The following is a 14,300-nucleotide window of genomic DNA, read 5'->3' as shown; positions in this document are numbered from 1 at the left end:
CTTAGTCCTGCAATGCTGTGTTGTTAGTGTTTGTCGTGTCGACTTGTTTCGAGTTAGGTGAATATAAGCTTTGGTTAATATCATGCATTGTTTGTTCATCTAAGCTGTAATGCTTTACTACCCAAACCGCTAATACTGCAAATGCTGCAGGGATCAGGGTATTAAGCAATAATATGCCCATAAGCGAATCTGGCGATTGTTGCTGATTGGCCACATACCCCATTGAAGATAAAAGCCAGCCAATCATGGCGCCTGCAAAAGCGCCGCCTAGTTTTTGTGAGAATGCCGCAGCAGAGAAAATCATTGCAGTGGCGCGGCGGCCATTTTTGTATTGTGAATAATCTGCGGTGTCAGCGTACATTGAAAATACCAAAGGAGACTTAGGGCCTAAGCAAAAACCAATCAAGGCCTGCATGATAAACATCAAGGTTAAATTTTGCGGTGGGATTAAGTAAAAACCTGCAGACAAAACAGCCACTAGGCTCATTAAGCCAATCAGTAAACTGCGTTTATCAAAGTAGCGACTCAGTAATGGGGTTGAGGCTGCACCGATAGCCAGCGAAATCATATATACCGCAGTGAAAGTACCAATTAAGTCCTCTCGGCCAACATAATACTTAAAGTAGAACGTACCCGTACTCGCCCGCAGTGTGATGGTGAACATGATGATTAAGGCGAGTGAAAATAAGATAAGCCAGGGTTTATTGTTCGTTAAATCCATGATGTCTTGTTTGATACTGGTTTGCTGATTTTTTGGCGGCGCAATGCGTTCTTTGGTGGCAAAAAAAGTCAGCGTAAATAACACTGCTGAGATAATGCCATAGCAGCCCATGGTCATTTGCCAGCCTAAAGCTTCATTGCCATTTCCAAGTAGATTAACCAGTTCTGGTGTCATATAAGCGACTAATGTGCCGCCCGAAAAAGCACCGATAAATCTAAAGCTAGTTAAGGTCGTGCGCTCTTGACTATCGGATGTCACTACACCAAGCAAAGCACCATAAGGCACATTAATAAAGGTATAGGCGAGCATCATAAATATATATGTGCCGTACGCCCAAATGAGTTTTCCATCATCGCCTAAATCAGGGACGGTGAAGGTAAGTACACCTGCTGCAGCTATGGGTAATATGCCGAGCAAAAGATAAGGCCTGAACTTGCCGAAACGTGTGGACGTTCTATCAGCTAATGCGCCCATTAATGGATCTGAAACAGCATCTATTATGCGAGTCACTAACATCATGGTACCGACGGCAGCAGCAGAAATACCGAAAACGTCGGTATAAAAAATAAATAGAAAGACATCGAAAACACGCCAATAAAAGTTAGATGCCACATCCCCGAGGGCATAACCGACTTTTTCTTTGAGTGATAACTTTTCAGATTGAGGTGTCACAGGTGATATTTTAGGTTCTTGAGCCATTGTTTTTATTACCTTGGTTGATTCCATCCAAATTTGGTATTTATGGCAACTTTACAGCTAACTGATTTTTAATGTTTTTTATATTTAATAATTAGTGTAAGCGCTTACATTGTTGTTAGAATGTAAATGATTAATCATTTTTTGACCAGTATTAATTTATTCAAGATTGAATTTAAAGCAGCTTTATTGGACATTAAAAGTCAATTTTTGCTGAGCAATGACACAAAAGGAGTTGCTAATAAAGAGGATGGAAAAGCTGCAAATTCAATATTAAGAATGTTGCAAGGAAGGGACAGTTAGCTTGGAAAAGTAAACACTAGCTTGTATAACTGTAGCTTGTAAAAATAATAGCTTAGTATAAGTAAGGGCTTGTATAAGATAGTAGCTTGTAAAAATAACAGCTTGGCGTAATAAACCTCTGTATTTTAAAATGCCCGACAAATTGTTTTATCGGGCATTAAGTTGTGACTAATAGAAAAGCAGTATTTTGTTATTTCAGCATTTCTTGCACTCGAATGACCTGAGCGCGATAACCTGTTGCAAACATATCGTGGCTGTTAATGTTTATTCGTACAGCGGGTTCAGTTTCACCATATCTATGTTCAACTAATATAGATTGTACTTTACCTGTGGTGTCGTCCATTTTTAAGTTGCCATATCCGCCCCCTAATCCAAACAGGCCGGCCGAGGCAAAATAGCTCATCATACTGTCTTTATCTTCTTGATACTTAACGATTGAAGTCACAGGTGAGTAACCACTATAACCTAGCTCAGTTTTGCCATATTCCCATACTTGTTCAACGGTGAGTTTCAGCTCATCGATTTTGTATTCTACTGAGCGAGAATATTTTTCATTGGCAAACATCGGTTGACCAAGGTGGCGACCGTCACCGTTATCAAATACGGTTAGAGTTCCTTTTTGCGGTACTCTATAGGCTGTGTGTGAGGTGTAAGAAAAGTCAAAGTCAGTGCCACGGCAAAGGCCTTTCTCATTACAATTTAGTTTGTTGCCTTTATTATCTACCGGAGTTAGAAGTTTATCGGCAAATTTTTCAGACCAGCCTTGTGATGGGCTTAATATCCATTTGATTTGCTTGTCACGACCTATTTTAATAACGGCTGATTGGTGACGTGAACTGATGATAATACTGTCGTCAGTGGGATCGTAATCCACGGAGTTTACGTGGATCCAATTACGGCCGGTTTCGACACCATGAATATCGCCATAGGGCGCATTTTGTAAATCTTCAAGTGTAGTCTGATGCCCAGCCTGTGAGGCATTAATATTTAAACACACAGCGCCAGCATCAAGAGATAACAATGCATCGTCTCGCATTGGATCAAGAATACTGTTCAAGTCCCAGTAATCGACGAGTTTACCTGTGCTATCAACTTCAATAATTTGATCGCGAATAGTGTTTACTAACTTACCGTCAGGACGGCGGTAGTCTTTGGCTGCAGCGCGAATAAAGATATTTCCGTTAGCACCTTCAATTCCTTCGTGCGATGCATCAATAAAGTTACCGGGTAAGCTATGTTCAGAAATCATTCTGCCCATCAAAGACATCTTTTTCCAACCTTGGCCTTGAACCCAAACCATGTTGCCATCTTCGGTAACATTCATTCCCATAGCATAACCGGCATTTTCAAAGCTTTTTGAATCGTGAGTTGTGTATGGGTTTAAATACCAGCGGATATCGCCAGCAGTATCGATAATAAAGAAGCCAGGCTTGCCATCCCAAGAAAAGGCGCCAGGAGCATCTGGATTGTTATGAGCTAATTGGCCTGTTTTGCCATCAGGGTTAGTCCAGTTGACGAAATATAGTCGGTCTTTAAAGTCTGCATCGACATGCTCAACTTCAACCAGAGGGGCTTTAGCCCATTGGCTTTCTGAAAAACCCATATCAATATCTGGTGTGAGCATCTGATAGTCATGGCTATGCTGTTTACCGTTTTGAGTCCAGTTAACTGTAAAGTGGTTCATCAGGGCAGGGTACAAGCCAAATATGGGTACGCCACCTTCATTCATCACACGCATGTCATCTACTTGGTAGTGAATACTTACACCCGTGTCATCTTTTGCATGAACTGTCACTTCTACATCTGAAATCGTGTGACCATTTAAGGTAACTAAAGCAGTTAGCGGTGCATTTTCATATGGGTTATGGACGAGATAACCTAAAGGCGCATCAGGAACGGGTATTGGCTTCATTCCAAGTGGATCAGCAGTCACATTTGTGATTGAAAAGCTCAGGCTGATGGCAAGTAGCGAATAAATAAGTGGCTTCATTATCAATAATCTCATTTGAAACAATTGTGCTTGAGTATACTGATTAATGTTTTTTATTAATGTCTTATCGCTAACAAAGGACTGACAATATTTACTATTTTCAAGAAAGGTCACGTATATGAAATTTCTGTTTTAAATGGGGAACTTTTGAATATTAAACGAAAGTAATCATCGGTCTTCTTTAGGTGGGAACAGTTAACGAATGTATCTTGCTGGATACGAAAATAGCTCGTCATCATATCATCGTCTAGTGAGCGACTGGTTTGATAGATGAGTCGAGCTATTTTAGAAAGCCTTTAGCGCAATTTTATATAGCCTTTAGCGCTATTATAAATAGCCTTAAGCTTTATTCTTGATGATTTTTAAAGCTAGATTATTCGTCTTCAGCAGGTGGAACATAACCTTCAATTTCGACGTCTTTACCTTCAAATAAAAAGTTTACCATTTGCTCTTCAAGAAATTTACGGTCATCAACATTCATCATGTTGAGTTTGTTTTCATTGATTAACATGGTTTGTTTTTTCTGCCAAAGTCCCCATGCTTCTTTACTGATAGAGTCAAAAATTCGCTTGCCAACTTCTCCTGGGTACAATTGAAAATCTAAACCTGGAGCTTCTTTATTTAAATATGCGCAATTAACATTACGAGCCATGATGTTTCCTTAACGGGATCCCTTAGATAGGATCTGCTGCTGAAAGTGCGACTAAGTTAGATAAGATCCGCTCGGTTGCTGCGGCTAATCCGACTTTAGCTGGATGATGTATGTTATACCAGAGACTCTGGTTTTGTTCCATTACACTGGATTCAAATTCTGTTAAATCTTGTGTTGATTCAAGTTCAATCACAATGGGTTGAATATCTAAATGGAAATGGCTAAATGTATGCCTAAAGCCTGCAAGCCATTCTGAATCAGTATGGGTGATGTTTTTGCCCGTAAACTTGATTGATACGTGCTCATGTAATTCAGCTTCTGTTTCAAATTGAGGGAAGCACCATAGCCCGCCCCAAATGCCCGCAGGTGGACGTTTGTTTAAAATCACTTGGCCATCTTTTTTTATCACTAGCATCCAGGCTGATTTAGCGGGAATTGTCTTTTTAGGCTTTTTACCTGGAAACTCACTCTGCCTGCCTGCTAATTGCGCTTTACAATCAATGGCAACAGGGCATGCATCACAGCGAGGTTTGCTGCGGGTGCAAACGGCAGAGCCGATATCCATCATGGCCTGATTAAACTTACGCACATCAGCTTTTGGCGTCAGTGAATCTGTTAAGGTCCATAACTTTTGCTCAACAGCCTTTTGCCCTGGCCAGCCTTCAATCGCGCCATGTCTTGCAAGTACTCGTTTAACATTGCCATCTAAAATTGAGTGATGTTGTCCAAGGGAAAGTGACAGAATTGCCCCAGCAGTTGAGCGTCCTATACCTGATAAGGCAATCACTTCATCTAAAGATTCAGGGAACTGACCATTATGCTGATCGCATATCGCTTTCGCAGCTTTATGTAGGTTTCTCGCACGCGCGTAGTACCCAAGACCTGTCCAATGATGCAAAACATCATCTTCGCTAGCTTTGGCTAAATCACTAATTGACGGGAAACTGTCCATGAATTTTTCATAGTATGGAATCACAGTCGCAACTTGAGTTTGTTGCAGCATGATCTCTGAAATCCATACTCTATATGGGGTTTTGTTGATTTGCCAAGGAAGCGTTTTACGCCCGTGAACATCGTACCAAGCAACAATTCGCTCAGAAAAGGAGTTAACTTTATTCATTGGCGCAGTGTATATGGCGACGTTTTGATAAACAAGTTAGATACGGTTTTGATAATGGAAAAGCTAAAAACGATAAGTGGCTGTTAAATGGTCTGTGAAGGTTAAAATGCGCCTAGTCACAGAGGTATCTTGACTCATGCAGCTAAACTTCTGTAAAAAACGCAATATAAGCAAAATAATCTCCGCCTCAAAGGGGATTAACTACTTTAGTCATGACGATTTTGCGATATACTTACTGACTATTTTATGAATTTGAAGTTAAACATTGGGTCACTTAATAAAAGTACCTAATTGATGAGGCAGAAATGAGCGACGTTACTACCGCTGAATATAACGAAGATGGTAAATATCTTCGTAAGATTAGAAGTTTTGTTTTGAGAGAAGGGCGCCTAACCAAAGGCCAAGCTCAAGCAATTGAATCACACTGGCCAGCAATGGGGTTAGATTACACTCCAGAGCCAATTAATCTTACTGAAGTATTTAACCGTGAAGCTGATACCGTTTTAGAAATTGGTTTTGGCATGGGTGCTTCTTTAGTTGAAATGGCGCAAGCTGCTCCTGAACTGAATTATATTGGTATAGAAGTTCACAAACCTGGCGTTGGTGCTTGTCTTGTTGATGCGGGTAAAGCTGAAGTGACTAACCTTCGTGTTTATCATCATGATGCGATGGAAGTGCTTGAAAACAGTATTGCTGACGGGTCATTGAGCCGAGTACAGTTATTCTTTCCTGATCCATGGCATAAAAAACGTCACCACAAACGTCGTATTGTTCAAGCTGAATTTGCTGCGCTTATTCGCCGTAAACTTAAAATTGGCGGTGTTTTCCATATGGCAACAGACTGGGAAAACTACAGTGAGCATATGCTAGAAGTGATGTCAGCAGCTGAAGGTTATAAAAATCAATCTGAGACTAATACAGTCGTTGAACGTCCTGATCACCGTCCACTGACAAAATTTGAAGCCCGTGGTCATCGCTTAGGTCATGGCGTTTGGGATTTAATGTTTGAAAAAGTCAGCTAAATCTATTAAAACATAAGCTTAGCTTCTGAATTAATATAATAATTTATAATCGTACAACACTAACTAGGATAAAAACATGGCTAAGAATCGTAATCGCCGTCTACGTAAAAAGCTTCGCGTTGATGAGTTCCAAGAACTTGGTTTTGATATCAATTGGACATTCGATGACGCTATTTCAGAAGCGGATATTGATAAAGCCGTTGATGAGTTTATCGATGAGGTTATTTTACCGCGTGAGCTAGGCTTCCACGGTGGCGGACACAAAATGTGGGAAGGTATTATTGCCACTCAGCAAATCGGCAAATGTACCGAAGAAGATGTTGCAGCTGTAAAAGCCTTTTGGGAAGCGAAGAAAGTACCTCAACTTGAAGTCAGTGCGTTATACGACATCTGGTGGGGCTAATTAAGCCAATGCCTGAGCAAATTTTGCTTGAACAAGTGGTCGACAAAGTTCGGCCACTTATTGGTTCTGGAAAGGTAGCAAATTACATTCCTGCTTTGGGGAGTGTTGATCCTAATAAAATTGCGATTGCTGTAACGACTGCTGATGGACAAACCATCGGAGCAGGCGATTACCTTGAGCCGTTTTCAATTCAAAGTATTTCTAAAGTCTTTAGTTTGACGCTGGCACTTAGCTTATACACCGAAGATGAAATTTGGAGCAGAGTAGGCAAAGAGCCATCTGGTCAATCTTTTAATTCACTGGTCCAAGTTGAGTTAGAGCGCGGGATCCCTCGTAATCCCTTTATCAATGCAGGCGCATTAGTGATTGCAGACTTAATTCAAGCCAGACAAAGCGCACCCAAGCACCGTATGCTTGAAGAAGTCAGAAAGCTCAGTGGCAATTCACACATTTGTTTTGATAAAAATGTCGCCAACTCAGAATTTAAATTTAGTGCTAGAAATGCCTCTATTGCCTACTTGATGAAATCATTTGGTAATTTTGATGGTAATGTCGATACGGTATTAAAAAACTATTTTCATTATTGCTCACTCAAAATGAATTGCGCTGATTTGTCTAAAGCCATGTTCTATTTGGCTAATCGTGGCAAGACACTTCAAAATGAACAACTGGTTACCCCTGTACAAACAAGGCAGCTGAATGCGTTGTTAGCAACATCTGGTTTGTATGATGGCGCGGGCGAATTTGCTTATCGCGTTGGTATGCCGGGTAAAAGTGGTGTTGGTGGCGGAATTATTGCTGTTATTCCTGGTGATATGTCTATTTGTGTTTGGTCTCCAGAGTTAGACCAAAACGGAAATTCATTGGCGGGTACGCGTATGCTGGAGCACTTATCACAGGCTTTGGGGCGTTCAATTTTTTAGTGCTTTGATTTCATTTTTACTGCTATTGCTCCCCTCCTTCTGTTTATTTTTAGTGAAAATTAGCAAAGAGTGAAAAACACCACTTTGTTGGTTATTTCACTCATTGTCGGTTAACTTCATAATTCCTTTCTTTGTCTATAACGTCGCCTAGTTCACTTTAATCTCTGAAAATAAAGGTTTTTTAAATATTGGCATGGGCTGTGCTTTATCTAATTTAAGTTTAATCGTAATAAACGGTTTAATTATCAAATTTGAAAATTCAGTCTACAACTTAATGACTGTGTTTTATTTACAGCAAGGGAAGAGCTAATGAAAACTCAAACTAATTTCACCAACGGATTAATTAAAGGTCTTGCTTTATCAGGTCTTATTTTTACTGCCGGAGCAATCACGCCTGCTATGGCAAAGCTGTCACTAGATGACGAGCAATGTAATGTCACTCTTAACTATGATGTGACTGTCGAACCTAAGAAGCTGTTAATCAGTGAAAAGGGCGAAGAGCTATATCGAGTTGAAATGGGTGAGCTTTATGTCGAAGGTAGCAAGATAGATTTAGATAGTAAGCAACGCAACTTATTAACCAATTACTCAGAAGAGTTATCTCAACAAGTTCCTGAAATTATCGATTTAGTGAATGAAGTTGTAGTACTAGCAACGGATGCTGTGAGCCTAGCACTTACGCCAATTTTTGGTGATGCAACAGGCGCCAAATTAGATGAGCTGTTAGCAGGCATTCAAACTCGTATTGATGAAGCGGCCTATCAACAAGGTGACAAGTTTTATTTAGGCGCTACGGAATCTTCAATTGAAGAAGCATTTAATGAAGATTTTGAACAAGAAATGGAAGCCATGATTAAGAATTCAATGGGTAGCTTTATGATGGCTTTAGGCGCCGAAATGATGTCATCTGAAGGTGGAAGTTTTGAAGAGAAAATGGAAGCATTTTCTACCAAAATGGAAAGAGTAGGTGAAGACATTGAATTGCAAATAGCAGATCAGTCTGAGGCTATTGAAGCGAAAGCTGAAAAGATTTGTGCTGACTTTGAAGAGCTTATGGTGCTTGAATCTGAAGTTCGTCAATCGATTCCTGAACTTGCTTCATACCAACTTGCAACATTGGATAATACCCAATACGAATAAGTTTACTTGAGTGTTAATTGGTTGAATTGAATTTTATATATAAGTATCAGTATTTGATTTAACTAATAGGTAATTGATTAGATTGTTCACCGCTAGCGCAATTTGATGTGACTTATTTGATTATCTTGATTGTTCAATTTCTAGCATTGTCAAAATGCACCTGACCTTCCCCTGCATTCATATGCAGGGGCTTTTTCGTTTAAAAAGCCTTTAAAATGTTAATTCAACTACACTTCTGTTGAAGATATGATTTGTTCTGATAAAAAAATTGTATATTATAAATATAGAGCCATATGTAATTTTTTTGGTATACTCCATAAATTAAAAGACTGCATCGCTAATCCTATTAACTTATTGTTATAGTTTTGATTGGCTATACAGGATAACGGACTATCACAATTTAATTTCTTTTTTGGTTAATCGTGCATACATTTTCGCACTGCTATATCGGTTAAATCTTGTTCAGTATTGTTTCGGATAAGTTACAGTGATTGGCATTCCAAAAACTATTTTTAATGTCGTAAACAGCTTAAGGCGACTCCCATGTTAGAACTGTTAGAACCTATTGCTATTTTTACTCATGTTGCCCGCGCTGGTAGTTTCAGTGCCGCAGCCAGAAGATTGAGTATATCTAAGTCGAAAGTAAGTACTCAGGTTGCTGATCTTGAACATAAACTTGGGGTTCAACTGATTCAACGTACTACACGTAGTCTGAGTCTGACAGAAGCAGGTAACTTGCTTTATATTCAAGGTGAAGAGTTGCTTCGTGATGCTGAACAAGCTGTCGCAAGTGTACATAATTTAAATGATGCGACCCGTGGTGTATTGAAAGTGGGTATTTCTCAATCTTTCGGTACCATGCACATCATTCCGGCTTTACCTGAGTTTATGGCTAAACACCCTGAGCTTGAGTTACAAGTCAGCTTACTTGACCACAAGGTTGATGTAGTCAGCGAAGGCTTAGATTTATTATTAACTATGTCAGAGCAATTACCTTTAGGTATGGTTGCTCGTCCATTGATGAAGTGTCAGTTCTTACTTGCAGCATCGCCAGAGTACATCGCTCAAAATGGCACCATTTCTCGTCCTGAACAGCTGGTTGATCATAACTGTCTTGTATATCAAGGTGAGTGGCATGAACACAGCATGTGGCAGTTCAAGAAAGGTGATGATTACTGCGAAATCGGTGTGTCAGGTAACTTCCGTGTAGACAATGCACCAGCACTTAAATCAGCAGCGGTTAGCGGGTTAGGTATTGCATATTTAGCAAGTTACTTATTGGAAGATGAGATTGAACAAGGCACTTTAGTACCCTTGTTACCAGATTGGCAGTTAACGAATAACTTGCCTCTACAAGCCGTTTATCCGCGCCGTAAGCATCTTGCACCTAAGGTGAGTTCATTTATCGACTTCATTAAAGGCCATATTGGTAGTACTCCATACTGGGACACTAAATATGACCATTTATACAAATTGCGTAAATAATTACCAGTTTAAGTCGTCAATGACGTAAGAATATATGGAAACATTGTTCAAAATTTAAAACAAAACCGCACCTTTAAGTGCGGTTTTTTTATTTATTCATTTTAAACAATGACTTAATTGTTTGTGATTAAAAATTGTCCAGCAAGGTTTTGTCTTTAAATTAAAACAATTTCATTTTCACACCTTGAAGTATGTTCTGAAATCAATACAATAGATTTCAGTTGATTCGGAATGGTTTGAGTCACGCATCTTGTTGAGAAATGACCCCTTTTCGACTTTTTGTGCAAATCAGCAACTTCGCAAATTTTGAATCACTGCTGGCAACGGTTTTAAAACTAGAACAATGCCGGCTTTGAAACCATCATCCTAGTTTATATTGGTTTACCCCAGACATAGTGCTGGGGTTATTTTTGCCTAAAATTCACTCAACCGCTTTTTTTGTTCCTGCTTGCTTGTTTGCTTCAGTCATTCCTTATTATCATTCCTTATTATCATTTCTTATTAATAGCGTAATAGTCAAAAATAAAATTTAGGCATAAAAAAAACCACTGAGCTCAGTGGTTTTTTGTTTTTATAAGAGGGGTTATGCAGCGTTAGTGGCTTTAACCCAGTCATTGACCTTCGTTTCTAGAATATCTAGCGGCAAAGGACCATTCTCAAGAATGAGAGTGTGGAATTGACGAATATCGAATTTGTTACCTAACTGCTTCTTCGCATTCTCACGTAGCTCTAGAATCTTAATCATTCCCACTTTGTAAGCAGTTGCTTGACCTGGCATGACGATATGACGTTCAACCATTTTCACTGCATCAGACTCTGCGTTTGGCGTATTATCAACATAATATTGAATACCTTGCTCACGGGTCCATTTTTCTGAATGGATACCAGTGTCTACCACTAGACGACATGCGCGCCAAAGTTCCATTGCTAAGCGGCCGAAGTCAGAGTATGGGTCGGCATATAAGCCCATCTCTTTAGGGAAGTATTCAGTGTATAAGCCCCAACCTTCAATATAGGCAGTATAACCGCCGTACTTTCTGAACTTAGGAATACCTTCTAGTTCTTGTGCAATAGCAATTTGCATATGATGTCCTGGAATACCTTCATGGTAAGCTAATGCTTCCATTTGGTAAGTCGGCATCGCTTTCATATCATATAGATTAGCGTAGTAGGTACCAGGTTGTGATCCATCTGGTGCAGGTTGATTGTAAAACGCTTTACCCGCTGATTTTTCACGGAAGGCTTCGACTTGTTTTACTACTAATTTAGCTTTTGGTTTGATATTGAATACTTCGTCTAAACGAGACTCCATGTTATCAATTAATGCTTTGGCTTCTGACATGTAACGGCTCTTGCCTTCATCAGTTGCTGGGTAGTAGAACTGGTCGTCATCACGCATAAATGCCATGAATTCTTGTAAGTCACCATCAAATTTAACTGTCTTCATGATTTCGCGCATTTCGTCATGAATACGGGCAACTTCAGATAAACCTAACTGATGAATTGTTTCTGAGCTCATGTCTGTTGTAGTGACACGGCTTAAACGTAAATTGAAAAAGTCATCACCTTCAGGCAGTTTCCAAACACCATCACGAGTATCGGCTTTTTTCTCAAGTTCATTAAGATAAGCGATAAGATCGGTATAGGCTGGTTGAACACTGTCAACGAGGGCTTTTTTAGCTGCAGCAAGCAATTCATCTTTTTTAGCTTGAGGCGCATCTAAGGCTGTGACCTTTTTGGTAATGTCAGCCCACAGAGTGCTCTTTTCTTCAGTGTCGCTAAAAGGAGCGCCAGTAATAATATTTTCACTGTCTGAAATGACATATGGGAAAACAAACTTAGGTGCGATTACGCCTTTATCAGCACGAAGCTTTAAAGCATCAACTAACTGCTTACTAGCATGCTTAACGCCATTTAAACGACTGATATAATCTTCAGCATCGCTAACGCTTGATACTTGGTGTTGATTAATCAAGAATGTCGCGATAAAAGTATGGCTGCCGTACATTTGGTTAACTGGATAGGTATGGTAACGCCATTTATCATCAGCAATGTCTTGTTCTAACCCTTGTTTCATTAGGTTAAAACTTAATGCAGTTTGAACATCAAGTTTACTGACATCAATTGATTCGAGTTGTTTAAGGTGTTTTTTAGTACGCTCTAATGCTTCATCATCAGCTTTATCACTGAAATCACCCCATTTATCGTAATCAGTTTTAATACGCATGTAGGTTTGTGAGATAGGGCTAGCCATAACATTTTCCATGAAAATGTTTTCAAATAATTCATTGGCTTTTTCTGATTCCGTTGTGGCTTTTTTAGTGGTTTCAGTTGCGCTTTTAACTGCGTGGTTGTCCGATCCATGGGCCAAAGCAGAGGTAGATAATAAGCTAGATAATGCAACGGCTATTATTGTCGTTTTAGTTTTTAGTAGCATAGTGGGTTTCCGTAAACGAGGGATAGAAGTAAGCTATTATTAATATTGATTGATATCCTAATAGAGCAAAGCGAAAAAGGGTAAAGTGAAATGTTAGCAATTGTGTATTAAATGTTGCTTAAAGCTTGCGGTTTATTAGATTAAGTATTGCTGTGAGCATTAAAAAGCCACCGACTTGGTTCAAGTGGTGGCTATTAAGCACTATTTGCTGAGCCTATACTGTAATGAGTTTTTAAATGAATTACCCAATGAGTTACTGACTGAATTAATCTATAAATTGCGATAATAGGTCATTGACGAACATATGGCCTTTAGATGTTAACTGCCAATGGTTCTCTGATTCAGTTAATAAGCCTCTTGATATAGATTTATTTATTCCATCAGTAAGCACATCTGCTGATAAACCGGTGCGTTGCTCAAACTCAACTTTAGGGATCGGCGTCATCAGTCGTAGCCTGTTCATCAAATATTCAAGCGCTCTATCTTCTGGCAGCACTTCTGAGGTTTCAAAAGTGTAGTCTTCAGTATTTAAGTAGCCCTTAGGGTGTTTGATTTTTACAGTACGGGTAATCACATCTTTTTCAGGTTGGGTGATTTTACCGTGAGCGCCACAGCCAATGCCAAGGTAGTCACCAAACTGCCAGTAATTTAAATTATGACGGCATTGAAACCCTGGTTTGGCATAAGCCGAGATTTCATATTGTTGGTAACCTAATGCCGCAAGCTTCTTTTGGCCTTGTTCATAGATGTGCCAAAGGTTTTCATCGTCAGGGAGTTGTGGCGGCTTCGAGTGAAAAAGCGTATTGGGCTCAATGGTTAATTGATACCAAGAAAGGTGAGGTGGCATTAACTCTGCTGCAGTATCAATATCCGCCATTGCCTCATCAAAGCTTTGATTTGGTAGGCCATGCATGAGATCAAGGTTAAAACTGTTATAGCCTGATTTTGATGCGGTATTAGCCGCAGTGACAGCTTCGTTTTCATCATGGATGCGGCCAAGTAAATTGAGCTTATCTTTAGAAAAACTTTGTACGCCAATAGATAAACGCGTTACGCCTGCTGCTTGATAGGCGGCAAAATCATCATGCTCTAAAGTGCCAGGGTTGGCCTCCATGGTGATTTCAATATCATCTTCAAAACCAATAGCTGCTCTAGCGCCGTCAAGAATGACCTTTATTTGTTTGGCATCAAACAATGAAGGCGTACCACCACCAATAAAAATGCTGTGCAGCTTACGGTTTTGAACATAACCTAAGTCATTGTGTAAATCTTGCAGTAAGGCTTCGACATATTGAGCTTGAGGTAATTCACCTTGCTGACCATGGGAGTTAAAATCGCAATAAGGGCACTTTTGCACACACCAAGGTATATGAATATAAAGGCTAAGTGGTGGTAGGGTTAACATAAT

General features: G+C 39.7%; 12 protein-coding genes. 6 read left to right on the top strand and 6 right to left on the bottom strand.

Annotation, left to right across the window (positions count from 1 at the left end; all coding sequences use genetic code 11):
* Position 1 precedes the first annotated feature (1 nt).
* On the bottom strand, positions 2–1,420 hold the full coding sequence (locus LMH66_RS00665; protein ID WP_229367688.1) for an MFS transporter: 1,419 nt from the start codon (positions 1,418–1,420) through the stop codon (positions 2–4).
* Positions 1,421–1,546: 126 nt separating this feature from the next.
* Between LMH66_RS00665 and LMH66_RS00660 the strand changes: the two genes are divergently transcribed.
* Entirely contained in the window at positions 1,547–1,720 is a 174-nt protein-coding gene (locus LMH66_RS00660) for a hypothetical protein (protein WP_229367685.1), read from the top strand.
* Between the two features lie 190 nt (positions 1,721–1,910).
* Here the strand turns inward: LMH66_RS00660 and LMH66_RS00655 are convergent, their stop codons facing one another.
* From LMH66_RS00655 to mutY, 3 genes are all read right to left on the bottom strand, one after another.
* Positions 1,911–3,710, bottom strand: coding sequence for an aryl-sulfate sulfotransferase (locus tag LMH66_RS00655; RefSeq protein WP_229367682.1), 1,800 nt, complete (start codon positions 3,708–3,710; stop codon positions 1,911–1,913).
* 373 nt (positions 3,711–4,083) lie between these two features.
* Positions 4,084–4,362: an oxidative damage protection protein gene (locus LMH66_RS00650; RefSeq protein ID WP_102528673.1), complete on the bottom strand. Its 279-nt coding sequence runs from the start codon at positions 4,360–4,362 to the stop codon at positions 4,084–4,086.
* Positions 4,363–4,384: 22 nt separating this feature from the next.
* Positions 4,385–5,482, bottom strand: a complete 1,098-nt coding sequence (mutY, locus tag LMH66_RS00645) for an A/G-specific adenine glycosylase (RefSeq protein ID WP_229367671.1) — start codon at positions 5,480–5,482, stop codon at positions 4,385–4,387.
* Positions 5,483–5,787: 305 nt separating this feature from the next.
* On the opposite strand from mutY, the gene trmB reads away from it, so the two are divergent.
* From trmB to LMH66_RS00620, 5 genes are all read left to right on the top strand, one after another.
* Positions 5,788–6,504, top strand: a complete 717-nt coding sequence (gene trmB, locus LMH66_RS00640) for a tRNA (guanosine(46)-N7)-methyltransferase TrmB (RefSeq protein ID WP_102528671.1) — start codon at positions 5,788–5,790, stop codon at positions 6,502–6,504.
* Positions 6,505–6,580: 76 nt separating this feature from the next.
* On the top strand, positions 6,581–6,907 hold the full coding sequence (locus tag LMH66_RS00635; protein WP_102528670.1) for a 50S ribosome-binding protein YggL: 327 nt from the start codon (positions 6,581–6,583) through the stop codon (positions 6,905–6,907).
* Positions 6,908–6,915: 8 nt separating this feature from the next.
* On the top strand, positions 6,916–7,830 hold the full coding sequence (glsB, locus tag LMH66_RS00630; protein WP_102528669.1) for a glutaminase B: 915 nt from the start codon (positions 6,916–6,918) through the stop codon (positions 7,828–7,830).
* Between the two features lie 309 nt (positions 7,831–8,139).
* The gene (locus LMH66_RS00625) at positions 8,140–8,970 is read left to right on the top strand and encodes a YggN family protein (protein ID WP_229367668.1); all 831 of its coding nucleotides are present in this window, start codon (positions 8,140–8,142) and stop codon (positions 8,968–8,970) included.
* Positions 8,971–9,513: 543 nt separating this feature from the next.
* Positions 9,514–10,455: a LysR family transcriptional regulator gene (locus LMH66_RS00620; protein ID WP_102528666.1), complete on the top strand. Its 942-nt coding sequence runs from the start codon at positions 9,514–9,516 to the stop codon at positions 10,453–10,455.
* 583 nt (positions 10,456–11,038) lie between these two features.
* Here LMH66_RS00620 and LMH66_RS00615 read toward each other — a convergent pair.
* Both LMH66_RS00615 and hemW read right to left on the bottom strand, forming a co-directional pair.
* Positions 11,039–12,892 (bottom strand): DUF885 domain-containing protein, encoded by a 1,854-nt coding sequence (locus LMH66_RS00615; protein WP_229367666.1) that lies wholly within the window; start codon positions 12,890–12,892, stop codon positions 11,039–11,041.
* 265 nt (positions 12,893–13,157) lie between these two features.
* Complete coding sequence (hemW, locus tag LMH66_RS00610; protein WP_229367662.1) at positions 13,158–14,297, bottom strand: radical SAM family heme chaperone HemW; 1,140 nt, start codon at positions 14,295–14,297, stop codon at positions 13,158–13,160.
* Positions 14,298–14,300 lie beyond the last annotated feature (3 nt).

The organism is Shewanella sp. 10N.7 (assembly GCF_020806285.1).
GTDB classification, from domain to species: domain Bacteria; phylum Pseudomonadota; class Gammaproteobacteria; order Enterobacterales; family Shewanellaceae; genus Shewanella; species Shewanella electrodiphila.
The sequence above is the reverse complement of the archived record's forward strand: the minus strand, read 5'-3'. Positions and strand labels throughout refer to the sequence as shown.

Bases quoted from the DNA above. Each gene is read 5' to 3' on its own strand.
- hemW (WP_229367662.1), bottom strand. From the start codon at position 14,297: ATGTTAACCCTACCACCACTTAGCCTTTATATTCATATACCTTGGTGT.
- LMH66_RS00635 (WP_102528670.1), top strand. From the start codon at position 6,581: ATGGCTAAGAATCGTAATCGCCGTCTACGTAAAAAGCTTCGCGTTGAT.
- LMH66_RS00620 (WP_102528666.1), top strand. From the start codon at position 9,514: ATGTTAGAACTGTTAGAACCTATTGCTATTTTTACTCATGTTGCCCGC.
- mutY (WP_229367671.1), bottom strand. From the start codon at position 5,482: ATGAATAAAGTTAACTCCTTTTCTGAGCGAATTGTTGCTTGGTACGAT.
- LMH66_RS00655 (WP_229367682.1), bottom strand. From the start codon at position 3,710: ATGAAGCCACTTATTTATTCGCTACTTGCCATCAGCCTGAGCTTTTCA.
- LMH66_RS00615 (WP_229367666.1), bottom strand. From the start codon at position 12,892: ATGCTACTAAAAACTAAAACGACAATAATAGCCGTTGCATTATCTAGC.
- LMH66_RS00625 (WP_229367668.1), top strand. From the start codon at position 8,140: ATGAAAACTCAAACTAATTTCACCAACGGATTAATTAAAGGTCTTGCT.
- trmB (WP_102528671.1), top strand. From the start codon at position 5,788: ATGAGCGACGTTACTACCGCTGAATATAACGAAGATGGTAAATATCTT.
- LMH66_RS00665 (WP_229367688.1), bottom strand. From the start codon at position 1,420: ATGGCTCAAGAACCTAAAATATCACCTGTGACACCTCAATCTGAAAAG.
- LMH66_RS00650 (WP_102528673.1), bottom strand. From the start codon at position 4,362: ATGGCTCGTAATGTTAATTGCGCATATTTAAATAAAGAAGCTCCAGGT.
- LMH66_RS00660 (WP_229367685.1), top strand. From the start codon at position 1,547: ATGATTAATCATTTTTTGACCAGTATTAATTTATTCAAGATTGAATTT.
- glsB (WP_102528669.1), top strand. From the start codon at position 6,916: ATGCCTGAGCAAATTTTGCTTGAACAAGTGGTCGACAAAGTTCGGCCA.